Below are 21,994 nucleotides of genomic sequence, written 5' to 3' on the forward strand. Positions count from 1 at the left end.
ACACTCGGGCCATGACCGACGTCCAGGGGGACAGCTCCGGAGGGGCCGGCCGACAGCGGGTGCTGCCGGTCACCGACCGGCTGTGGACGGTGCCCAACCTCCTGTCGATGGTCCGGCTGGCGCTGGTGCCCGTCTTCGTCTGGGCGCTGGTGGAGCGCGAGCTGGGGTGGGCGGCGCTGGTGCTCGTGGTGGCCGGCGTGTCCGACTTCGCGGACGGCAAGATCGCCCGCCGCTACGGGCTGACCAGCAGGCTGGGCCAGGTCCTCGACCCGATCGCCGACCGGCTCTACATCGCGGCCACGCTGCTGGGGCTGGCCGCCGTCGGGGTCATCCCCTGGTGGCTGGTCGCCGTGCTCTTCGCCCGGGAGCTGTTCATCGTGCTCATGTATCCCGTGGTCCGCCACTACCACCTCCCGATCCCCGAGGTGACCTTCATCGGCAAGGCGGCCACCTTCAACCTCCTCGGCGGCTTCCCGCTGGTGCTGCTGGGCCACGTGCCGGGCTGGTGGAGCGTGCTCAGCCTGGCCTCCGGCTGGGCCCTCCTGTGGTGGGGCACCGTCCTCTACTGGGTGACCGGCCTCGTCTACGGCTGGCAGGTCGCGGGGATGGTGCGTCAGCGCCGCCGGGCCGGGGTGACCGGCTGATGCGCCGGCTCGGGCCCGAGGCCCCGGCAGACCCGCCGGTCGAGCGCGACCCGGCGGCCTCGATGGCACTCCTGGAGCAGGTCCTCGACCCGCCGGTCGGCCCTGGCTACTCCTCCGCGGCGCAGGACCGGCTCGCCTCGGGTCTGGCGCCCTCCTCCGGCACGCGGACGTGGCTGATGTTCGGGACCGCCGTGGCGCTGGGTCTGCTGTTCAGCGTGACGGCCGCCACCCTCCGCACGCCCGACCCGGCCGAGGCGGCCGGTCGTGACCAGCTGATCGAGCGGATCGAGGCCGCGCAGGCCCTGGGCGACGAGCGCAGCGAGCAGGTCGCGAGCCTGCGGGCCGACATCCGGGGCGCCGAGGAGCAGTCGCTGCAGACCACCGGCAGCGGGTCCCGGCTGGCGGCCGCAGAGCTACGGGCCGGGGGCGTGGCCCTCCAGGGGCCCGGGGTCGAGGTCACCCTGCGGGACGCCGACCGCGCGACCGACGCGGCACCGGGGGACGAGGGCGACCTGGAGCGGGTCACCTCGCGCGACCTGCAGCTCGTCGTCAACGGGCTGTGGAGCGCGGGCGCCGAGGCGATCGCCATCAACGAGCACCGGCTGACCAGCACCTCCGCGATCCGGTTCGCCGGCCAGGCCATCATCGTCGACTTCCGCGGCCTCACGCCCCCCTACGTCGTCCGCGCGATCGGCGACCCGCAGGCCCTGCAGGAGGAGCTGACCTCCGGGATGACCGGCGCCTACCTCCGGGAGCTGGACCGGCAGTTCGGCCTCCGCTCCGAGGTCGTGCCCCAGGAGCAGGTGGTGGTCGGGGCCGGAGCGCGGCTCAGCACCCGCGAGGGTCGCATCCCCACCGAGCTCGCGCCCCAGACCCCCGAGCAGGGCGACCTGCCGAGCTCGACCCCGACCCGTGAGGAGCCCCGGTGATCCCCGTCCTCGGCCTGATGGTCGGCATCGTCCTGGGGCTGGTCGTCAGCCCCGAGGTCCCGTCCTGGCTGCAGCCCTACCTCCCCATCGCCGTCATCGCCGCGCTGGACGCGGTCTTCGGCGCGGCCCGGGCCTCCCTGGAGGGCATCTTCAACGACCGCATCTTCGTCATCTCCTTCCTCTCCAACGTCGTCGTGGCGGCGCTCATCGTCTTCCTCGGCAACCAGCTGGGTGTGGGGGCGCAGCTGTCCACCGGTGTGGTGGTCGTGCTGGGCCTGCGGATCTTCTCCAACGTCGCCGCCATCCGACGCCACCTGCTGGGGGCCTGAGTGGCCGACGACCCCGAGCCTGCGCCCCCCGACCCTGCGCCCCCCGACCAGAGCCCTCCGACGGGCCGGCCGGGGCGCCGGCTCTCGCGGCTGCGCCGCCGCCCGCTGCCCAGCCGCGAGGAGGCGCGGCGCCGGCTGCGCGCCTTCGGCCGGTTCCATCCCACGCGGGGCCAGCTGGTCGCCGCCCTGCTGACCGCCTCGCTCGGCGTCGCGCTCGTCGCCCAGGCCCGGGTCACCGAGGAGGCCGGGCTGCAGCAGCTGCGGGAGACCGAGCTGGTGGCGCTGCTCGACGACGTCACCACCCGGGCCCAGGAGCTCGGCGTGGAGGTGGCCCAGCTGGAGGACGACCGGTCCCGGCTGCTGGGCGCGGAGGGCGACGAGGCCGCCCGCGAGGCGGCGCGGCAGCGGCTGCAGTCCTACCAGATCCTGGCCGGCACCGTCCCGGTCGAGGGACCCGGGATCACCGTGCTCGTGCAGGACGAGGGCGGGGTGATCACGCAGACGATGCTGCTGGACGGCATCCAGGAGCTGCGCGACGCGGGCGCCGAGGCGATCCAGGTGGGCACGGTGCGGGTGGTCGCCTCCTCCTACGTCGGGACCGGCGAGCAGGGCGAGGTGCTGCTGGACGGCCAGGCACTGAGCACCCCCTACACCATCACCGCGGTGGGGGACGCCCATACCCTCGCCGGAGCCATGGCCATCCCCGGCGGCTTCTCCGACTCCCTGCGCGGGGCCGGCGCCGACGTGACCGTGGTGGAGGCGGACACGGTGCTCATCGATGCGTTGCACGAGCCGAGCGAGCCTCGTTACGCTCAGCCTGTGCCGCCGACCCAGGCCCCCTAGGTCGCGGCAGGCCACTGCCGTCCGAGACACGCACGGCGACCGGTACGTCCGTCCGAGGAGAGCGATGAGCACCTTGCAGTACCCCGATGACCTGCGTTACACGACCGACCACGAGTGGGTCCGCGACGTGGGGGACGGGGTGGTGCGGGTCGGCATCACCGCCTACGCCCAGGACGCGCTCGGCGACGTCGTCTACGTCTCGCTGCCCACCGTGGGCGAGGACGTGGCCCCCGGGGACTCGTGCGGGGAGGTGGAGTCGACCAAGTCGGTCAGCGACATCTACGCCCCTCTCGCGGGCGAGGTCGCGGCGGTCAACGAGCTGCTGGACGCCACCCCCGAGCTGGTCAACACCGACAGCTACGGTGACGGCTGGATGTACGAGCTGAAGCTCGCCGACCCCTCCGTCCTGGACGGGCTGATGGACGCCGAGGCCTACCAGAGCCAGCTCGACTGAGGTGTCTGTGGCCTGACGTAGAGTTGGGCCACCACCGTCGACCACCGGTCGACGGTCAGCACGCCCACCCCACCGACGAGGAGGTCCGCACCATGAGTGGCGACGATCGTGACCGCGAGCATCACGACCTGGGTGCCGACCCGACGACGGCCCGCCTGCCCGGTGGCGTGGACCTCCCCGCCGCCGAGTACTCCTTCGACGACGAGGCGCCCCGGCTCTCCGCCGACGACCAGCGCACGGTGGACGCACTGCGGCCGGGCACGGCCCTGCTCATCGTGCTGCGCGGGCCCAACTCCGGGGCGCGCTTCCTGCTGGACGCCGACGAGGTGAGCTCCGGGCGTCACCCGCACAGCGACATCTTCCTCGACGACGTCACCGTCTCCCGTCGGCACGCGCAGTTCGTCAAGGAGCAGGACGGGTATGCCGTGCGTGACGTCGGGTCGCTCAACGGCACCTACGTCAACCGGCAGCGGATCGAGGAGATGCCGCTCAACCAGGGCGACGAGGTGCAGATCGGCAAGTTCCGGCTGGTCTACTACCGCGGTCGGTCGTGAGCTCGGCGGCCCACGACGACGTTCCGGCCGGACCTTCGAGGGGGGTCTCGATCGGTGCTGTGCTCAAGCAGCTGCACGGCGACTTCCCCGACCTCACCGACTCCAAGATCCGCTATCTCGAGCAGGAGGGGCTCATCAGCCCCGAGCGCCGCGCTTCCGGCTACCGCCACTTCACCGAGGCCGACATCGCCCGTCTGCGCTTCGTCCTCACCGCCCAGCGCGACCGGTTCTGGCCGCTCAAGGTCATCAAGGACGCCCTCGACCGGCTGGACCGCGGGCTGGACGTGCCGGGCCTGACCACACCCGCGCCTGCCGCGACCCCGGCCACCCCGGCGCCGGCCCCGCCCGCCGAGGTCTCGACCGGCGTCCCGATGGCCGACCTGAGCGCCGGGGCGCTGCGCCGGCGGCGGGCGGTCCGCCTGTCCCCGCTGGAGCTGCGCGAGCGCACCGGCCTCGACGCCGCGGCCTACGCCCAGCTCAAGGCCTTCGGTCTGCTGCGCACCGACTCGGGGGGCAAGCACCAGGCCGACGACGTCGACGTGGCCGAGGCCGCGGTGGCGCTGTCCCGCTACGGGCTGGAGGCCCGGCACCTGCGGCTCTTCCGGGTGGCGGCGGACCGCGAGATCGGCCTGACCCAGCAGCTCCTGGAGCCGCTGCGTCGTCGGCGCGCCCGAGGCGCCTCCGGCCCGGACCCGGCCGACCGGGAGGCCGAGCTGCTGGCGCACACGCTCTCGCTGCACGTCGCCCTCGTGCGCTCCGGGCTCGCGCAGCGCTGATCGCGCGGACCCGCCGGGCACCTCCGGCCCGGCGCGCGCGGGCCGGGAGCGGTACCGTGGCGGGGTGAGAGAGCTCGACGTGCTCGGTGTCCGGGTCGAGATGCCGAACAACAGCCCGATCGTCCTGCTGCGCGAACGCGACGGGCAGCGGTACGTCCCCATCTGGATCGGTGCCCCGGAGGCCACCGCGATCGCCTACGCCCAGCAGGGCGTCGAGCCACCGCGACCCCTCACCCATGACCTCATGGTCACGATGATCGGGGCGCTGGGACGGACGTTGGAGGAGGTGCGCATCACCGGCCTCCAGGACGGCATCTTCCACGCCGAGCTGCACTTCGACGGCGGGACCGTCCTGTCGGCCCGGCCCTCGGACGCCATCGCGCTCGCGCTGCGGGCGGCCACCCCGATCCGCACCACGGAGGAGCTGCTCGACGACGTCGGCGTGACGATGGCGGTCGAGGAGGAGGACGAGGTGGAGCGCTTCCGGGAGTTCCTCGACGAGGTCTCTGCTGAGGACTTCGAGTCGCCCGGGGAACCCGGCACCGACGAGGACCGCCCCTGATGTCCCGGCGTGGCGTCGTTGACCAGGGGTGCCCCTGCGCATACCGTCGACCCGTGCCCATGCGGCACCCCAGTCACACGAGTCACAACTGCGAGGAGGACCGGTGAACGCTGGAGCAGACGCGCCGGGCGGGTCGAGCGGACGCCCGGTGGAGCAGGCGGCCGCCTCGCAGGGGCTGCTCTTCACCGAGGACACCGCTGCGCTGGACGACGGCATCGGCTACCGCGGCCCCACGGTCTGCGGCGCGGCCGGCGTCACCTACCGCCAGCTCGACTACTGGGCCCGCACCGGCCTGCTGGAGCCGTCGGTCCGCAACCCCTCCGGCTCGGGCACGCAGCGGCTCTACAGCTTCCGCGACATCCTCGTGCTCAAGATCATCAAGCGGCTGCTCGACACCGGGGTGTCGCTGCAGCAGATCCGGGTGGCGGTGACGGCGCTGCGCGAGCGTGGAGTCCAGGACCTGGCGCACATCACCCTCATGAGCGACGGGGCGAGCGTCTACGAGTGCACCAGCGACGACGAGGTCATCGACCTGGTGCGCGGGGGTCAGGGCGTGTTCGGCATCGCCGTCGGCAGCGTCTGGCGCGAGGTCGAGGGGCAGCTCGCCCAGCTGCCCAGCGAGCGCGCCGACGCCCCGGTCGGAGAGCACCCGGGGGACGAGCTGTCCGCCCGCCGCCGCGCCCGCAAGACCTCCTGACCCGCGGGCCCGCCGGGGCGTCGACCTCGGCGGGACCGATGCTAGATTGGGCACGCCGACGACGTCGCGTGGGAGAGTCCTCTCCCTGCAGCGGTGAGGCGCCGAAGGGGCATACTCCCCACCAAGCTCTCAGGCGCCCGGGACCACGCGAAGCAGGCAACTCTGGAACGTCCCGTGCGCGGGACCGGCAGAGGGGGAGGTGCCAGCGCAGGCCCGAGCCCGAAGGAGCCCTCCGTCCATGAGCCACCACTCACCCGACTTCGTCGCCCGTCACGTCGGTCCCCGTCCCGAGGACGTCGAGCGCATGCTCGAGGTCGTCGGCTACGACAGCCTCGAGGGCCTGGTCGAGGCGGCCACCCCCGAGGGGATCCGCGGCGCGGCGCCGCTGGCGATCGAGGCCGCGGCCAGCGAGCAGGCGGTCATCGCCGAGCTGCGCGAGCTCGCCGGTCGCAACACCGTCGTCACCCCCATGATCGGCCTGGGCTACTACGGCACCCAGACGCCGCCGGTGGTCCTGCGCAACATCCTCGAGAACCCGGCGTGGTACACCGCCTACACGCCCTACCAGCCGGAGATCTCCCAGGGCCGCCTCGAGGCGCTGCTCAACTTCCAGACGGTCGTCACCGACCTCACCGGCCTGGCCGTCGCCGGCGCGTCCATGCTCGACGAGGGCACGGCGGCCGCCGAGGCGATGGCGCTGATGCGACGCTCCAGCAAGGTCGCCCAGGACGCGGTGCTGCTGCTCGACGAGCACGTCTTCCCGCAGACCGAGGCGGTCGTGCGGGCGCGGGCCGAGGCCATCGGGTGGCAGGTCGTGACCGCCGACCTCGGCGGGGTCACCGACGCGGAGGGCCTGCGCGCCGCGGCGGGGGACCGCGAGGTCTTCGGTGTCCTGGTGCAGTACCCCGGCGCCGACGGCCAGGTCCGCGACTTCGCCGACCTGAGCGCCGCGGCGCACGAGGCCGGCGCCCTCGTCGCGGCCGCCGCGGACCTGCTGGCGCTCACCCTGCTCGCGCCGCCCTCCCGCTGGGGCGCCGACGTCGCCGTCGGCAGCACCCAGCGCCTCGGGGTGCCGCTCGGCTTCGGCGGCCCGCACGCGGGCTACCTCGCGGTGCGCGACGGCCTGGAGCGCACCCTGCCGGGTCGCCTCGTCGGGGTCTCCAAGGACGTCGACGGCAAGCAGGCCTACCGCCTGGCGCTGCAGACCCGGGAGCAGCACATCCGGCGGGAGAAGGCGACGTCCAACATCTGCACGGCACAGGTCCTCCTCGCCGTCATGGCCTCGATGTATGCCGTCTGGCACGGTCCCGAGGGGCTGCGCCGGATCGCGCGGCGGGTGCACGACCAGGCGTCCGCCCTCGCCGAGGTGCTCACCGGGGCCGGCCTCGAGCTCGCCGGCGACCGCTTCTTCGACACCCTGCAGGTGCGGGTCCCCGGCCGGGCCGAGGAGGTGCTCGCCGCGGCGCTCGAGCGCGGCATCAACCTGTGGCGGGTCGACGACGACACGGTGCTGCTGTCGGTCGACGAGCTGACGACGACGGCGGACCTGCGGGCCGTCGCGGAGGCGTTCGGGGCCGACCCCGACGGGCTGTCCGCCCACGACGGGACCGGGGAGCCGACCTCCGGGGAGGACCTTTCCGCCCTGTTCGGCGACCTCTCCCGCGCCGGGGACGAGGCATACCTCACCCACCCGGTGTTCTCCAGCCACCGCAGCGAGACGGCGATGCTGCGCTACCTGCGCACGCTCTCGGACAAGGACTACGCCCTGGACCGGGGCATGATCCCCTTGGGCTCGTGCACCATGAAGCTCAACCCCACCACGGCCATGGAGTCGGTCACCTGGCCGGAGTTCGGCTCGATCCACCCCTTCGCGCCCGCCGACCAGAGCGCGGGCTACCGCGAGCTCATCGACCAGCTGTGCGGCTGGCTCGAGGAGATCACCGGCTACGACCGGGTGTCCCTGCAGCCCAACGCCGGCGCCCAGGGGGAGTTCGCGGGGCTCCTCGCCATCCGCAGGTACCACCTGGCCCATGGCGACGAGCAGCGGACCGTCTGCCTCATCCCCGCCAGCGCCCACGGCACCAACGCCGCGAGCGCGGTGATGGCCGGCCTCAAGGTGGTCGTCGTCAAGAGCACCGGCACCGGGGAGGTCGACCTCGAGGACCTGCGCGCCAAGATCGACACCCACCGGGAGCAGCTCGCGGCGATCATGGTGACCTACCCGTCGACGCACGGCGTCTACGAGGACACCATCACCGAGCTCTGCGAGCTGGTGCACGAGGCCGGCGGCCAGGTCTACGTCGACGGCGCCAACCTCAACGCCCTGCTCGGGATCGCCAAGCCCGGCGAGTTCGGCGGGGACGTCAGCCACCTCAACCTGCACAAGACCTTCACCATCCCGCACGGCGGCGGCGGCCCCGGGGTCGGTCCGGTCGCCGTGCGCGAGCACCTCGCGCCCTACCTGCCCAACCACCCCTTCGACGAGCAGGCCGGCCCGGCGAGCGGTCCCGGACCGATCTCCGCGGCCCCCTTCGGCTCGGCCGGCATCCTGCAGATCCCGTGGGCCTACATCCGGCTCATGGGCGGGGAGGGGCTCACCCGCTCCGGGCAGGTCGCCGTGCTGTCGGCCAACTACGTCGCCCGACGGCTGCACGAGCACTTCCCGGTGCTCTACACCGGGGACCACGGACTCGTGGCGCACGAGTGCATCCTCGACCTGCGCGGCCTGACCAAGGCCACCGGCGTGAGCGTCGACGACGTCGCCAAGCGGCTCATCGACTACGGCTTCCACGCCCCCACCATGTCCTTCCCGGTGGCGGGGACCCTCATGGTCGAGCCCACCGAGTCCGAGGACCTCGCCGAGATCGACCGCTTCATCGACGCGATGATCGCCATCCGCGGCGAGATGGACGAGGCGGCGCAGTCCGAGGGCGGCGTCGAGGCGAGCGCGCTGCGCGGGGCGCCGCACACCGCGCTCTCCCTCGCGGGGGAGTGGGACGCGTCCTACGACCGGATGAGCGCGGCCTACCCCCAGGGTGTCGACCCGGACCGGAAGTACTGGCCTCCGGTGCGCCGGATCGACGGCGTCTACGGCGACCGCAACCTCGTCTGCTCCTGCCCCCCGCCGGAGGACTTCGAGTCCTGACCCGCGGGGGCGGTGCCCCCGCGCCCAGCGCTGGTGGTGGTGGTGGACGCCACAGTGTGTGAGGATTCAGCGCATGGGCCAAGAGGTGAGTCACAGCGAGTTCACGCGGGAGCAGCGGCTGGCGTTCCGCGCCAAGGTCCGCGACGACCTCGACTGCTTCGAGCAGATGCTCGAGGGGAGCCGGTTCGACTTCACCCGGCCGCAGATGGGTCTGGAGATCGAGCTCAACCTCGTCGACGAGGAGACCCTGGACCCGGCGCTGCGCAACCGTGAGGTGCTGGCCGACATCGGTGAGGGCGACTTCCAGACCGAGGTCGGGCGCTACAACATCGAGCTCAACGTGCCCCCGCGGCCGATGGCCGGCGACCAGGCCGTGCGGCTCGAGCGCTGGCTGTCCCAGTCGCTGCGGCGCGCCGGTGACGCGGCCCGCGGCCACGACTGCCGGGTCGCCTCGGTGGGGGTCGTCCCGACCCTGCAGGCCGAGCTCTTCGATGAGCCGTGGCTGTCCGACGGGGTGCGCTACACCGCGCTCAACGACTCCCTCATCCGGGAGCGCGGCGAAGGGCTGGAGCTGGAGATCGAGGGGCCGACGGGGGAGCGGGTCGAGAGCTACCACGACACCATCGGGCCGCTGTCGGGGTGCACCTCGGTCCAGCTGCACCAGCAGGTCACACCGCTGGACTTCCCGGTCTACTGGAACGCCGCGACGGTGATCTCCAGCCTGCAGATCGCCGTCGGCGCCAACTCGCCCTACCTCTTCGGCAAGCGACTGTGGGCCGAGACCCGCATCCCCCTCTTCACGCAGATGACGGACACCCGCTCGATCGAGCTCAAGCACCAGGGCGTCCGCCCGCGCGCCTACTTCGGCCGCACCTGGATCACCTCGATCTTCGACCTCTTCGAGGAGAACGTCCGGTCCTTCCCGGCGCTGCTGCCGGAGACCTCGGACGAGGACGCCAAGGCGGTGCTCGCGGCCGGCGGGGTGCCGCACCTGCTCGACCTCAAGCTGCACAACGGCACGGTATGGCGCTGGAACCGCCCGATCTACGACACCACCCAGGGTGTCCCGCACCTGCGGGTGGAGAACCGCGTGCTGCCCGCGGGCCCGACCGCCGTCGACACGGTCGCCAACGCCTGCTTCTACTACGGGCTGCTGGAGTCCTTCACGACCAGCGGTCGCCCGATCTGGACCAAGATGTCCTTCGCGGACGCGGACCGCAACTTCCGGGAGGCCGCCAAGCACGGCATCGCGGCGACCCAGGTCTGGCCGGGCGTCGGCACCCTGCCGGCCGTCGACCTGGTGGCGGACCACCTGCTGTCGGTCGCCGACGACGGTCTGGCCGCGCTGGGCCTGCGGCGCGAGGTCCGCAGCCACTACCTGTCCGTCATCGAGGGCCGCTGCCGGGCGCGCACCAACGGGGCGAGCTGGCAGGTGGCGGTCACCGAGGCCTACGAGGCGGCCGGCTACTCCCGCCCGGAGGCGCTGCGGGCCATGTTCGGGCACTACCTCGACCACTCCGAGGACAACACTCCCGTGCACCTGTGGGAGGTGCCGGACGTCCAGGCCCTGGCCGGCGGGGACCGCCAGGGCGCGGCCCCGGCCGCGGAGCGCTCGGCCTAACGGTGGTTCCAGGCCTCCACCGTGGGCTGCTCGCGGTGGTGGCCCAGGATGGCCACGGAGCCGACCTCGAAGGTCAGGTGCTGGCCGAACCGCGGCGCCTGCCGCAGGTAGACGCTGGTGAGGATGCGCAGCGCGTGCCCGTGGCCCACGAGGGCCACGTCACCCTCGAAGAGATGCGGCCACAACCGCTCGAGCACGACGCTGGCGCGCCCGGCGACCTGCTCGACGGTCTCGCCCGGGGTGTCGCCGGGGACGACCCCGTGGTGGAAGACGTTCCACCGGTAGCCGAGCTCGCGGCGGATGTCCGGGGTGCTGCGCCCCTCGTAGCCACCGTAGTCCCACTCCCTCAGGTCCTCGTCGATCTCGTCGACCTGCAGGCCCGCGAGCTGCGCGGTGTTGCGGGCGCGCTGCAGCGGCGAGCAGCGCACGTGGGCGAAGGTCCGCCCCGCCAGCACCTTCTGCAGCCCGCTGGCGGCCCGCTCGCCCTCGGGGAGCAGGGGGAGGTCGGTGAGGCCGGTGTGCTGGCCGGAGCGCGACCACTCGGTCTCGCCGTGCCGGATCAGGACGAGGTGGTGCGGGGGGATGGCAGGGCCGGGGATCTCGCTGGTGGGGTCATCCATTCCTGGCACACTACCCACATGCCTGATGACAGCTACCGCTCCGTGTCCCTGACCCGCACCGGGCCCGGCCAGTTCGAGGCGGTGAACGCCCGGGGCGGGTCGATCCCGGTGGGGATGGGCGCCGGCGAGGACGGGACGGCCTTCTCCCCGGTCGAGCTCCTGCTCGTGGCGGTGGCCGGCTGCTCCGGCATCGACGTCGACCTGCTCACCTCGCGCAAGGCCGAGCCGTCGTCCTTCGAGATCTCGGCCGGGGCCGAGAAGCTGCGGGACGCCGACGGCAACCACCTCGGGCCGGTCACGGTGACCGTCCAGGTGGACTTCCCGGACGGAGAGGGCGGCCAGGAGGCGCGCGACCGGCTGCCGGACGCCGTCGCCAAGTCCCGCGACCGGCTGTGCACCGTGTCCCGGACGGTCGCCCTGCCGACGCAGGTCGACTTCGAGATCCGCTGACCCAGGGCACCGGTATGCCGTCGGATGGCCGGTTCCCGGGCGGCACGGGTGACGTGGGTGGTGGCCTGCTGCGCACCCTCACCCTGCGCGACGCCGTGGGGGTCGGGCTGGGGGCCATGCTGGGGGCCGGCGTGTTCGCGGTCTGGGGCCCGGCCACGCAGGCCGCCGGCGTGTCGGTCCTGGTCGCGGTGCTCCTCGCCGGGGCGGTCGCCACCTGCAACGCCCTGTCCTCCGCGGCGCTGGCGGCGCGCCACCCCGCGGCCGGCGGTGCCTACGTCTACGGGCGCGAGCGGCTGGGCCCGCTCTGGGGCTACCTCGCCGGCTGGACCTTCGTCGTCGGCAAGACCGCCTCGTGCGCCGCCATGGCGATGACGGCGGCCGCCTACCTGGCACCAGGCCGGGAGAGGGTCGCGGCCGTCGTCGCCGTGGTCGCGGTGACCGCGCTCAACCTCGCCGGGGTGCAGCGGTCCGCCGGGGTCACCAGGGTGGTGGTCGGGGTCGTCCTCGCCACCCTCCTAGGGGTCCTCGTCGCGGCCAGCCTGCCCGGAGCGCCGACCGAGGGGACCGTCCCGGTGACGGTCGGTGACGACGTCCTCGGCCTGCTGCAGGGTGCGGGCCTGTTCTTCTTCGCCTTCGCGGGCTACGCCCGGATCGCCACCCTCGGCGAGGAGGTCCGGGACCCGGAGCGGACGATCCCTCGCGCGGTGGTCGTCTCGCTGACGGTGGTCCTCGTGGTCTACCTGCTCCTGGCCGTGGGGCTGCTGCGGGGCCTGGGGGTGGAGTCCGTGGCGGGCTCGTCGGCCCCGGTGGCCGACCTCGCGGCGGTCGCCCTCCCGGGTCCGGGGGAGGGGGTGGTCCGGGTGGTGGCCGGGCTCGCAGCGCTCGGTGCCCTGCTCAACCTGCTGCTCGGCATCTCGCGGACGACCGTCGCCATGGCCAGGGACGGCCACCTGCCGAGGTCGTGGGCCGCCCTCTCCGGGCCCCGCCGGGTGCCGCGGACGGCCGAGCTGGTGGTGGGGGCGGTGCTCCTCCTGGTGGTCCTCCTCGCGGACCTGCGCGGCGCCATCGCCTTCTCCAGCTTCGGGGTGCTGCTCTACTACGCGGTCGCCAACGCCAGCGCCCTGACCCTGCGGGGCCAGTGGCGCGGCGCCCCCTGGGTGCCGGTGCTCGGCCTGGCCGGATGCCTGACGCTGGCCCTCGCCCTACCGGGGCCCGCCGTCGCCGGAGGTCTGGCCGTCCTCGCCCTGGGGTTGGTCGGCTACGCCCTGACCGGGCGCCGGGACGCTGCGGGGTGAGGAGCCGGGCGTCGGCTCCGAGGGGTGGGCGGCGCGGGGCTGCTCGGCGTGCCCGGTGTGCAGGTGGCCGGCGCCGCGCAGGTGCTCCTGCACGCGGTGCGCCCCCTTGACCCCCAGCAGGGCCCGCGGGTGGATCGGCTGACCTGCCCGGACCACGGAGATCTGGCCGTTCGGCTCCAGGACCACGAGGGCCACCTGGGCGAGGTGGCTGACGCCGGCCTGGCGCAGGGCGCTCCACAGCATGGGCGTCGTCAGTCCGTAGGTCCGCATCGTGTCGGTCTGCACCTTCCCCGCCACCACCAGCACGGCTGCACGGGCGCGCGACTGCTCGTCCAGCTGGGGCAGCGGCAGCCGGCGCAGGTTGCGGAAGAGCACCTCCAGGGTGGCCAGGGTGCCCAGCGCGATGAGCCCTCCGGTCAGGGTCGGCACGTGGCCCATCGTGGACCGGCCGACGATGGCGCCGAGCACGGTGACGATGGCGAGGTCGAGGCTGCGCGGGCTGGAGTAGAGGCGCTGTCCCCACAGCCGCAGCACGGCGCCGAAGACGAAGTAGATGGTGACCGTGCTGAGCACCACGGCGATCGCCCCGGCCGGGGTGATCCCGATGTAGTGCCACAGGTCACGCATGGCCCCCATGGTCGCAGACGTCACCGGACAAACCGGTGGAGGTCCGTCGGTGCCGTCGGGCAGGCTAGGACCATGGACGAGGACAAGGCGCCGGGCACGGCATACCGGTGGAGCAGGCTGCAGGACGCGCACGTCTCGGCCTGGGCCGAGCTGGTCAACCACCTGGCCGTCGTCGACGGGACCGAGGAGTTCCTGTCCGCCGAGGACCTGGCGGAGGAGCTGCGCACCCCCGGGCACGACCCCGCCCAGGACTCCTGGGCCGTCTGGGAGGGCGAGACCATGGTCGGCTACGGCCTCGCGCTCGCCCCGCCGTCGACGGACCACGAGGGCCAGGCCCGGGGCTACCTCGGGGGCGGCGTGCACGCCGACCACCGGGGGCGCGGCCTGGGCACCGAGCTGCTGGACCGGCTCGAGCCGCGGGCCACCGAGCTCGTGGCGCAGCGCCATCCCGGGGTCCCTGGCTACCTGTCCGCGGGCGGCGGCCGGAAGGACTCCTCGGCGCAGCAGCTGCTGACCGATCGTGGGTATGCCGTGGCGCGCTGGTTCAACCTGCTGACGCGCCCGGTGACCGACGCCCCGGCGATCGGGCCGGTCGAGGGTGTCGAGCTGCGCGCGCCCCGGCCGGAGGACGAGGAGGCCGTGCGTCTGGCCCACAACGCGGCCTTCCGCGACCACTGGGGGTCCGGGCAGCAGTCACCCGAGCACTGGCACGAGCACTGGGCCTCGCGCAGCTCCCGGCCCGGGGTGTCCACCCTGGCGTGGGCCCGGGACGGTGAGCTGGCCGGGCAGGTCCTGGCCTACGTCATGGTCGGCCAGTGGGTCGACCGCGAGGCCTACGTCACCATCCTCGGCACGGTCCCGGAGGCGCGGGGGCGCGGGATCGCCGCCGCCGCCCTGGCCCGGACCATCGACGAGGCGCAGCGCAGCGGCGACTTCGACGTCATCGAGCTGGACGTGGACTCCGCCAGCCTCACCGGGGCGACCCGGCTCTACGAGCGACTCGGCTTCGCGCACAAGCACGCGACGTCGGCCATGCGTCGGCCGCTCCCGCCGTCGTCCTAGGCTGGTCGGGTGACCTCCGCACCCGACGCCCCGACAGGCCCGCTCGCCCAGACCGTCATCGGTGACGACGGACCCACGGTGGTCTTCTGCCACGGCCTGCTGGGCCGGGGCCGCAACTTCACCGGCATCGCCAAGGCCCTGCAGCCGGACCTGCGGTGCGTCCTGCTCGACATGCCCGACCACGGCGGGTCCCCGTGGACCGAGCGCATCGACTACTCGACCGCCGCAGGGCTGCTCGTCGAGCAGCTGCGGGTCCTCGCGGCCGACGGACCCGTGCACCTCGTCGGACACTCGATGGGCGGCAAGACCGCCATGACCGCCGCCCTCACGGCACCGGAGCTCGTCGACCGGCTGGTCGTGGTCGACGTCAGCCCCACGGGGGCTGGGCAGGTGGGGGAGTTCGAGCACCTCATCTCCGCGATGCTCGCGATCGACCTCGAGGCGATCAGCTCGCACGGCCAGGCCGACGCCGAGCTGGCCGGTGCCGTGGACTCGCGCATGCTGCGCGGCTTCCTGCTGCAGAACCTGCGTCGCGACCCCGAGACGCACACCTTCGGCTGGCAGCCGAACCTCGAGGTGCTGCTGCGCGACCTCGGCACCATCACCGGGGACGTCCCGCACGGCGGGCGGACCTTCGAGGAGCCGGTCCTGTGGGTCGGTGGGAGCGAGTCGGACTACATCACGCCCGAGCAGGAGGGCCCGATGCGGGCGCTCTTCCCCCGCACCGTCCAGGTCACCATCAAGGGTGCCGGGCACTGGGTGCACTCCGAGCAGCCGGAGGCGTTCACGGCGACGCTGCGCCACTTCCTGCCGGCCGGCTGACCGCAGCCCGGCGGCCGACCGTCCTGCCCCTGTTCCGGGCCTCGCCGGATGGCTAGAGTCGGACGATGGCACGCTTCCTCGACATCCACCCGGTCGACCCCCAGCCCCGGCTCGTCCGGCAGGTGGCGCAGGTCCTCGGCGAGGGCGGGCTGGTGGCCTTCCCCACCGACGCCTGCTACAGCCTGGGTGCGCGGCTGGACGACCCGGACGCCAAGGCGCGGATCCTTTCCATCCGCCAGCTCGACGAACGGCACCACTTCACCCTCATGTGCGCCGACTTCTCCCAGCTCGGTCAGTTCGTGCAGCTCGACACCGCGGTGTTCCGGACGGTCAAGGCCGCCACCCCCGGCTGCTACACCTTCATCCTCCCGGCGACCAAGGAGGTGCCGCGACGTCTCCTGCACCCCAAGAAGAAGACGGTGGGCGTCCGCATCCCCCAGGCACCGATCTGCCGCCAGCTGCTCTCCGAGATGGGGGAGCCGCTGCTGACCAGCACGCTGCTCATGCCCGGTGAGGACGAGCCGCTGGGCTACGGCTGGGAGGTCAAGGAGCGCCTGGACCACCAGGTGGACGTCGTCGTCGACGGGGACCAGACGGGCTGCGAGCCCACGACGGTGGTCGATCTCTCCCAGGGGTATGCCGAGGTGCTGCGGGTGGGTTCGGGGGATCCCGCGCCCTTCCAGTGACGGGTCCGGCGCCGTGGCGCCCGGGCCCGGGGACCCGCCGGGGACGACGGACCTCAGGCGAGGGACAGGAAGAGCTTCTCCATCTTCTGGGTGTCGACCTCGCCGTCCTCCTCCATCAGGCACTGGCGCAGACCGCTGGCGATGATGGTGTAGCCGGCGCGGTCCAGGGCCTTGCTCACCGCGGCGAGCTGGGTGACGACGTCCTCGCAGTCCCGACCCTCCTCGAGCATGCGGATGACGGCCGCCAGCTGTCCGTGGGCGCGGCGCAGTCGGGTGATCGAGGGCTTGACGGTCTCCGGGGCGAGTTCCACCCCACCAGGGTACCCCGGGGGGCATATCGTCGTCACGTGGTATACCCTGGGGGGTATCCGGTGACGCCGGAGCAGCGAACGTGACCCGTCAGCAAGGAGTACCGATGACCACCCCCACGGTTCTGCCGATCGAGACCGCCTCCCTCGGTGACCGCAGCTACCTCGTGCACGACGGCGAGGTGGCCTTCGTCGTCGACCCGCAGCGCGACATCGACCGTGTCCTGGCCCTCGCCGAGCAGGAGGGGGTCCGGATCACCCACGTCTTCGAGACGCACATCCACAACGACTACGTCACCGGTGGCTACCAGCTCGCCCGGCGGACCGGCGCCGACTACCACGTCAACGCGGACGACCCGGTCGGCTTCGAGCGCGCGGCGATCAGCGACGGCGACCTGGTCGAGGTGTCCCCGTCGCTGCGGGTCCGGGCCATCCACACCCCCGGGCACACCTTCACCCACCTGTCCTACGCGCTCGAGGGCGAGGACCCCTACGTCTTCACCGGCGGCTCGCTGCTGTTCGGCTCCACCGGGCGGCCGGACCTGCTGGGTGAGGCCCACACCGAGACCCTGGCGCGGCACCAGCACGCCTCCGCGCACCGCCTGGCGGAGGAGCTGCCCGAGCAGGCCCAGATCATGCCCACGCACGGCTTCGGGTCCTTCTGCTCGGCCACCCAGACCGAGGGCGACGCGTCCACGATCGGCCAGGAGCTGACCCAGAACCCCGTGCTGCGCCAGGACGTGGAGGACTACGTGCGCGAGGTCCTCGACGGCCTCGACCTCTTCCCCGCCTACTACGCCCACATGGGCCCGGCCAACGCCAAGGGCCCCGAGGAGGTCAGTCTCGAGCTGCCCGAGCGGGCCGACAAGGACGTGCTCCGCCAGCGCCTCGAGGCGGGTGAGTGGGTCGTCGACCTGCGCCATCGCCGGGCCTTCTCGGCCGGCCACGTCCCCGGGACGCTCAACATCGGCCTCGACGGGCAGTTCTCCACCTGGCTCGGGTGGATGATCCCCTGGGGAACCCCGCTCACCCTGCTCGGCGAGGACCCGGAGCAGGTGAGCCAGGCCCAGCGCGAGCTGGTCCGGATCGGCATCGACGAGCTGGCCGGGCAGAGCACCGGGGCACCCGGCGACTGGACCGACGCCCCGCTCGCCACCCTGCGCCAGGCGACCTTCGCCGACCTCGCCCAGGTGCGCCACCACCGCCCGGTCCGCGTGCTCGACGTCCGCAACCCGCACGAGTATGCCGCCGGGCACGTCGAGGGGGCCCTCAACATCCCCCTGGGCCAGCTCGCCCGGAGGGTCGCGGAGGTGCCGGAGGGCGAGGTCTGGGTGCACTGCGCCGGTGGGTACCGTGCGTCGGTGGGCGCCTCCGTGGTCTCCGCCTCCGGGCGGAACGCGGTGGCGGTCGACGACAGCTTCGACCAGGCCCGCTCCTGCGGGCTGCCGGTCGTCGCGGACGACGCCTGAGCCCTCCGCGGGCCCCGCACGGCCTCGTCCCTGCCCACCGGTCCCCGTCCCCGCCCGTCCCCGCCCGTCCCTGTCCCGTCCGTCCGGCCCGTCGAACCCGGCGCCGGTCCGAACACCGCCCCACCATCACGAGGAGTTCCTCCAGCATGAGCACTGCCCCCACGCCCACCCCCGCCCACCCCGTCGAGGTCAGCGCTGGTGAGCTGCGCACGTGGCTGGCCGGCGACGCCGCCCCCCGCGTCCTCGACGTGCGCACGCCCGGCGAGTACGCCGCCGGGCACGTGCCCGGTTCCTACAACATCCCCCTGGCCACGCTGACCGAGCACGCCCGCTCGGTCGCCGACCACCTCGATCAGGAGGTCGTGCTCGTGTGCCGGTCCGGGACCCGGGCCAGCGCCGCCGCCCAGGTGTTGGCGGGCACCGGCGGCACCGGCATGCACGTGCTCACCGGGGGGATCCAGTCCTGGTCCGGCACCGGCGGCGAGGTCCGCGAGACCGCGGGGCCGTGGGAGCTGGAACGGCAGGTCCGCCTGGTCGCCGGGGGCGTCGTCCTGACCTCGGTCCTGGCGAGCACCGTGGCACCGGGCGCCAAGTGGGTGGCCGCCGGGATCGGCGGCGGGCTGACCTTCGCGGCGCTCAGCAACACCTGCGCCATGGGGCAGGCGCTCATGCGGATGCCGTGGAACCGCGGTGGCGGACGTCAGCTGAAGGACGCGCTCAGCGGACTCGCCGGGCGGGCCCAGGGCTGAGGAGGCCGGGGCCGTCGGCCGCGCCCCAGGGGCTCAGTCGCGCTCCCAGGTGAGGCTGTCGCTCCCGTCGCCGAGCTCGTTCTCGACCTCGCCCTCGATGTAGGTCCGCCGCTCCTCGGTGGGTGCATCGACCTCGAACAGCAGCCCGGCCGACTCCGCGTCCTCCCCGCGCACGGTGATGCGGACCTGCCCGCCGTCGCGGAAGGGGACGGTGTAGCCGTCCTGCTCCCGCAGCGAGCCGCGGTGCATCTGCGAGCGCTCCATGTAGTCCTCGAGCCGCTGCTCGGGCTGCTCGACCGCCAGGAAGGCCGTGCTGCGCTCGTGGCCGGCGGAGGGGACGGCCTCAAAGGTGTTCGGCATCGGTCTGGCACTTCCTCGTCGTCGGGGATGTCGCGGGGTCACCATCATGGCAGAGCCCGGCGCGAGGTCGACGACCGCGGCCTGGACACCCTCAGGCGTGCCGGTCGAGCAGCAGCGCGACCTCGTGATGACCGGTCTGGGGGAACATGTCGAACAGCCGGGCGTGCCGGACCGTGTAGGACGGCATCCGGGCGAGGTCGCGCGCCAGGCTGGTCGCGGCGCAGCTGGAGTACACCACGTGCGGGACGCCGGAGGTCTCCACCCAGTCGGCCAGCTCGGCGCCGACGCCCCGTCGCGGCGGGTTGACCACGAGCACGTCGGGCCGGTCGGCCGGGCGGGCGCTGCGGGCGTGGGCGGTGGCGTCACCGGCCACGAAGGTGGTGTCCGCGGCGCGACCCCGCAGGGCAGGGTCCTCGCGGCTGCGCAGCGCGCTGCGGACCGCCTCCGCGGAGCGCTCGACCCCGACGACCTCGCGGCCCGGCGCCGAGGTGTGCAGCGCGAACCCGCCGACGCCGCAGTAGAGGTCCCAGACGCGCCCGGGGCCCAGCTCGTCGACCCAGGCGGCCACCTGACGGTAGAGCGCGGCGGCGACACCGGTGTTGGTCTGGAAGAAGCTGCGGGTGCCGAGGTGCAGGGTGAGACCGGCGACCTGCACCGGGAGCGTCCGGTCGGGGGTGAGCACCTCCTCGGCCTCGCCCTCGAGCACGGCCTTGTGCTCCGGCTGCAGGTTGAGGCTCGCCACCCGCAGCCGCGGACCCGCCGGGCCGACACCCGCGCGCAGGTCGTCGACCAGCTCGACGACCCGTCGGCGCTGGCCGGGGGAGCGCAGCACGAAGCGGGCCATGAGCTCGCCGGCGGGGGAGTGGGTCAGCAGGACGTGCTTGAGCTCGCCCTGGCGGGTGGGCACGTCGTAGGGGGTCAGGCCGGTGGTCGGCAGCCGCTCGGCCAGGTCGAGGACAGCGGTGTGCAGCCCCGGCTCGTACAGGCCGCACCCGCGCAGGTCAACCCCCCGGCCCGCCCGGTCCAGGATGCCGACGGTGGGGGCGCCCTTGCGGCCCGCGACGACCAGCTTGGCCTTGTTGCGGAACCCGGACTCGGGGCTCGGTGCCGGCGCGGACCACGCGCCGGGGGAGACCCACGACGCCAGGGTGGTGGCCACCGACGACTGCTTCCCGGCCAGCTGGGCGGGGTAGGGCTCGCCCATGAGCGTGCAGGAGCGGCAGACCCCCGCGTCGAAGTAGTCGCACTGCACGAGCGCCAGCCTACGGGCGGCCGCGGTGGGCGGGGGAGGTCCGCTCAGGGACGACCGGCGGTGCGCAGGCTGTCCACCGACAACCGGCCGGCCCCGGTGAAGGCCAGGGGCAGGGTGATCCCCAGCAGCAGCAGGGCGCTCTGCGCGCTGAACCCGCCGGCATCGACGAGCAGCGTGTCGTCCTCACCGAGGAGGACGGCCACCGACCAGACGGCGGCCATGAGCGCGGCCAGGAGGAAGCCGGCCGGGCGGGTGAACAGACCGACCGCGACGAGGACCGGGAGCGCGACGAGGCCGACCATGACCCCCCAGGCGACGACGTCTGGTGCGGCCGAGCCGAGTGTCGTCTGCGACACCTGTGCGGTGAAGGTCGACATGTCGGTCGCCGCGCGGGCCCCCTGGACCACGAGGGGCAGGGCTGCCAGGCGCAGCAGCAGCAGGCCGAAGTCCAGGCCCCTGCCGTGCGCCTCCACCGGGCCGGTGAAGGCATACCCCTCGTCCCAGGGGTCGTCGACCTCGCGATGAAAGTCCCCGCCGTCCTCGGGCGGGCTCACCGGCGGCTCAGCGCCTCGCGCAGCGCCGCCGCGTCGGCGGCCAGGTCGTGCTCGTCCCGCGGGCCCTTGCGGCCCAGGTCGAAGTCGGCGGGGTCGGAGGTGGGGAAGACGTGCACGTGGGCATGCGGGACCTCGAATCCCTGCACGATGACCCCCACCCGGTCGGCCGCGAAGACCTCCAGCTGGGCCCGGCCGACCCGGGCCGCGACCAGCATGAGGTGGGCGGTGGTGTCCTCCGGCAGGTCGACCCAGTGGTCCACCTCCGCCCGGGGCACGACGAGCGCGTGGCCGGGCGTGAGCGGCTCGATGTCGAGGAAGACGGCGCAGACCTCGTCGGTCCAGACGACGTGCCCGGGGATCTCGCCCTCGATGATCCTGGTGAAGATCGTGCTCATGACCCCACCCTAGGGTCGCGGACGGCAGATGTCCGGGGGGCGCGGCATACTCGCTGCCATGAGGACGCAGATGGTGCTGGTTCCGGGGTTCTGGTTGGGGGAGTGGGCGTGGGAAGAGGTGTCCCGCTCGCTCGCGCAGCGGGGGTATGCCGTGGACGCGCTCACCCTGCCCGGTCTGGGTCACGACGACCCGAACCGCGCCGTCGTGAGCCCGCAGGACCAGGCCGACGCCATCCTCGCGGCGCTCGACCCGTCGGCGGACCGGCGCGTGCTGGCCGTGCACAGCGGCGCGGCCATCCCGGGGACGCTGGTCCTGGACCAGAGGCCCGACCTCGTGGACCACATGGTCTGGGTGGACACCGCGCCCTCGGCGGACGGCACGGCGATGGACCCCGACTTCTCCGCCGACGTGCTCGTGCTGGAGGACCGGTGGGAGGACGAGCTCGCCGGCGGGTCGATGCGCGACCTCACCGAGGAGCAGCTCGCGACCTTCCGGGAGCGCGCCGTGCCCGAGCCGGGCCTCGTGGTGAGCACCCCGGTGCGGTTGACCGACGACGCCCGCCACGACGTCCCTGGGACGGTCATCTGCACGTCCTTCCCGGCCAGCGACTTCCGGTCCTACGCCGAGCAGGGCGTGGCCTTCCTCAAGGCGCTGCCGGACTACCGCGCGCTCACCTACGTCGACCTGCCCACCGGCCACTGGCCGATGTGGTCCAGGCCCGAGGATCTCGCCTCCCTCCTGGCGGCAGCGGCTACCGACTGATGCCCCCACGGGGTAGGTGACGTGCATC

26 protein-coding genes and 1 riboswitch are annotated in these 21,994 nt (G+C 73.5%); of the genes, 19 read left to right on the plus strand and 7 right to left on the minus strand.

The annotated features are described in order from the left end of the window. Positions 1-11 precede the first annotated feature (11 nt). The 11 genes from Q0795_RS02480 to Q0795_RS02530 all read left to right on the plus strand — a co-directional run bounded on the left by Q0795_RS02480 (position 12) and on the right by Q0795_RS02530 (position 10,554). Positions 12-644: a CDP-alcohol phosphatidyltransferase family protein gene (locus tag Q0795_RS02480; RefSeq protein ID WP_298886027.1), complete on the plus strand. Its 633-nt coding sequence runs from the start codon at positions 12-14 to the stop codon at positions 642-644. Continuing rightward, positions 644-1,573 carry a DUF881 domain-containing protein gene (locus tag Q0795_RS02485; RefSeq protein ID WP_298886030.1) on the plus strand — a complete coding sequence of 310 codons (930 nt, stop codon included), beginning with the start codon at positions 644-646 and terminating at the stop codon, positions 1,571-1,573. The genes Q0795_RS02480 and Q0795_RS02485 overlap by 1 nt, the downstream gene beginning before the upstream one ends. Then, positions 1,570-1,902 carry a small basic family protein gene (locus tag Q0795_RS02490; protein ID WP_058891147.1) on the plus strand — a complete coding sequence of 111 codons (333 nt, stop codon included), beginning with the start codon at positions 1,570-1,572 and terminating at the stop codon, positions 1,900-1,902. Before Q0795_RS02485 ends, Q0795_RS02490 begins: the two co-directional genes overlap by 4 nt. Then, a complete protein-coding gene (locus tag Q0795_RS02495) occupies positions 1,903-2,745 on the plus strand; it encodes a DUF881 domain-containing protein (protein ID WP_298886037.1) in 843 nt (280 codons plus the stop codon). Positions 2,746-2,809: 64 nt separating this feature from the next. Continuing rightward, positions 2,810-3,199, plus strand: a complete 390-nt coding sequence (gene gcvH, locus Q0795_RS02500) for a glycine cleavage system protein GcvH (protein ID WP_298886039.1) — start codon at positions 2,810-2,812, stop codon at positions 3,197-3,199. 92 nt (positions 3,200-3,291) lie between these two features. Next, positions 3,292-3,753, plus strand: a complete 462-nt coding sequence (locus Q0795_RS02505) for an FHA domain-containing protein (RefSeq protein ID WP_139721371.1) — start codon at positions 3,292-3,294, stop codon at positions 3,751-3,753. Between the two features lie 59 nt (positions 3,754-3,812). Next, on the plus strand, positions 3,813-4,529 hold the full coding sequence (locus tag Q0795_RS02510; RefSeq protein ID WP_298886045.1) for a MerR family transcriptional regulator: 717 nt from the start codon (positions 3,813-3,815) through the stop codon (positions 4,527-4,529). 64 nt (positions 4,530-4,593) lie between these two features. After that, on the plus strand, positions 4,594-5,091 hold the full coding sequence (locus Q0795_RS02515; RefSeq protein WP_298886048.1) for a bifunctional nuclease family protein: 498 nt from the start codon (positions 4,594-4,596) through the stop codon (positions 5,089-5,091). Between the two features lie 148 nt (positions 5,092-5,239). Further along, the gene (locus Q0795_RS02520) at positions 5,240-5,788 is read left to right on the plus strand and encodes a MerR family transcriptional regulator (protein ID WP_298886615.1); all 549 of its coding nucleotides are present in this window, start codon (positions 5,240-5,242) and stop codon (positions 5,786-5,788) included. Positions 5,789-5,847: 59 nt separating this feature from the next. After that, positions 5,848-5,944, plus strand: a riboswitch (glycine riboswitch). 82 nt (positions 5,945-6,026) lie between these two features. After that, entirely contained in the window at positions 6,027-8,933 is a 2,907-nt protein-coding gene (gcvP, locus tag Q0795_RS02525) for an aminomethyl-transferring glycine dehydrogenase (protein WP_298886051.1), read from the plus strand. Between the two features lie 73 nt (positions 8,934-9,006). Next, on the plus strand, positions 9,007-10,554 hold the full coding sequence (locus Q0795_RS02530) for a glutamate--cysteine ligase (RefSeq protein WP_298886053.1): 1,548 nt from the start codon (positions 9,007-9,009) through the stop codon (positions 10,552-10,554). On the opposite strand, the gene Q0795_RS02535 is transcribed toward Q0795_RS02530, so the two are convergent. Then, complete coding sequence (locus Q0795_RS02535) at positions 10,551-11,174, minus strand: histidine phosphatase family protein (protein WP_298886060.1); 624 nt, start codon at positions 11,172-11,174, stop codon at positions 10,551-10,553. The two genes, Q0795_RS02530 and Q0795_RS02535, sit on opposite strands and share 4 nt — an antisense overlap. Before the next feature lie 18 nt (positions 11,175-11,192). On the opposite strand from Q0795_RS02535, the gene Q0795_RS02540 reads away from it, so the two are divergent. Both Q0795_RS02540 and Q0795_RS02545 read left to right on the plus strand, forming a co-directional pair. Beyond that, entirely contained in the window at positions 11,193-11,624 is a 432-nt protein-coding gene (locus tag Q0795_RS02540) for an OsmC family protein (RefSeq protein ID WP_298886061.1), read from the plus strand. A gap of 14 nt (positions 11,625-11,638) precedes the next feature. Beyond that, on the plus strand, positions 11,639-12,919 hold the full coding sequence (locus tag Q0795_RS02545; protein ID WP_298886063.1) for an APC family permease: 1,281 nt from the start codon (positions 11,639-11,641) through the stop codon (positions 12,917-12,919). Here Q0795_RS02545 and Q0795_RS02550 read toward each other — a convergent pair. Further along, on the minus strand, positions 12,827-13,546 hold the full coding sequence (locus Q0795_RS02550; protein ID WP_298886065.1) for a DUF421 domain-containing protein: 720 nt from the start codon (positions 13,544-13,546) through the stop codon (positions 12,827-12,829). The genes Q0795_RS02545 and Q0795_RS02550 overlap by 93 nt on opposite strands. A 72-nt stretch (positions 13,547-13,618) precedes the next feature. Between Q0795_RS02550 and Q0795_RS02555 the strand changes: the two genes are divergently transcribed. From Q0795_RS02555 to Q0795_RS02565, 3 genes are all read left to right on the plus strand, one after another. Then, positions 13,619-14,608, plus strand: a complete 990-nt coding sequence (locus Q0795_RS02555) for a GNAT family N-acetyltransferase (protein ID WP_298886067.1) — start codon at positions 13,619-13,621, stop codon at positions 14,606-14,608. A 9-nt stretch (positions 14,609-14,617) separates the two neighbouring features. Next, positions 14,618-15,430 carry an alpha/beta fold hydrolase gene (locus Q0795_RS02560; RefSeq protein WP_298886069.1) on the plus strand — a complete coding sequence of 271 codons (813 nt, stop codon included), beginning with the start codon at positions 14,618-14,620 and terminating at the stop codon, positions 15,428-15,430. Positions 15,431-15,495: 65 nt separating this feature from the next. Continuing rightward, positions 15,496-16,116 carry an L-threonylcarbamoyladenylate synthase gene (locus Q0795_RS02565; protein ID WP_298886071.1) on the plus strand — a complete coding sequence of 207 codons (621 nt, stop codon included), beginning with the start codon at positions 15,496-15,498 and terminating at the stop codon, positions 16,114-16,116. 53 nt (positions 16,117-16,169) lie between these two features. On the opposite strand, the gene Q0795_RS02570 is transcribed toward Q0795_RS02565, so the two are convergent. After that, entirely contained in the window at positions 16,170-16,427 is a 258-nt protein-coding gene (locus Q0795_RS02570; RefSeq protein WP_298749287.1) for a metal-sensitive transcriptional regulator, read from the minus strand. 104 nt (positions 16,428-16,531) lie between these two features. Here Q0795_RS02570 and Q0795_RS02575 point away from each other — a divergent pair, with 104 nt between their 5' ends. Then, entirely contained in the window at positions 16,532-17,893 is a 1,362-nt protein-coding gene (locus Q0795_RS02575; RefSeq protein ID WP_298886073.1) for an MBL fold metallo-hydrolase, read from the plus strand. Between the two features lie 146 nt (positions 17,894-18,039). Then, positions 18,040-18,642, plus strand: a complete 603-nt coding sequence (locus tag Q0795_RS02580; RefSeq protein ID WP_298886074.1) for a rhodanese-like domain-containing protein — start codon at positions 18,040-18,042, stop codon at positions 18,640-18,642. A 33-nt stretch (positions 18,643-18,675) separates the two neighbouring features. Here the strand turns inward: Q0795_RS02580 and Q0795_RS02585 are convergent, their stop codons facing one another. The 4 genes from Q0795_RS02585 to Q0795_RS02600 form a co-directional block, all read right to left on the minus strand. Further along, positions 18,676-19,002 (minus strand): hypothetical protein, encoded by a 327-nt coding sequence (locus Q0795_RS02585; RefSeq protein WP_298886076.1) that lies wholly within the window; start codon positions 19,000-19,002, stop codon positions 18,676-18,678. A gap of 91 nt (positions 19,003-19,093) precedes the next feature. Next, positions 19,094-20,254, minus strand: a complete 1,161-nt coding sequence (locus Q0795_RS02590) for a methyltransferase domain-containing protein (protein WP_298886078.1) — start codon at positions 20,252-20,254, stop codon at positions 19,094-19,096. Positions 20,255-20,298: 44 nt separating this feature from the next. Beyond that, a complete protein-coding gene (locus Q0795_RS02595; RefSeq protein ID WP_298886080.1) occupies positions 20,299-20,808 on the minus strand; it encodes a DoxX family protein in 510 nt (169 codons plus the stop codon). Continuing rightward, the gene (locus tag Q0795_RS02600; RefSeq protein ID WP_298886081.1) at positions 20,805-21,203 is read right to left on the minus strand and encodes an HIT family protein; all 399 of its coding nucleotides are present in this window, start codon (positions 21,201-21,203) and stop codon (positions 20,805-20,807) included. Before Q0795_RS02600 ends, Q0795_RS02595 begins: the two co-directional genes overlap by 4 nt. 58 nt (positions 21,204-21,261) lie before the next feature. Here Q0795_RS02600 and Q0795_RS02605 point away from each other — a divergent pair, with 58 nt between their 5' ends. Further along, positions 21,262-21,966: an alpha/beta fold hydrolase gene (locus Q0795_RS02605; RefSeq protein ID WP_298886083.1), complete on the plus strand. Its 705-nt coding sequence runs from the start codon at positions 21,262-21,264 to the stop codon at positions 21,964-21,966. Positions 21,967-21,994 lie beyond the last annotated feature (28 nt).

It is taken from the genome of uncultured Serinicoccus sp. (genome assembly GCF_947487915.1).
Taxonomy (GTDB): Bacteria; Actinomycetota; Actinomycetes; order Actinomycetales; family Dermatophilaceae; genus Ornithinicoccus.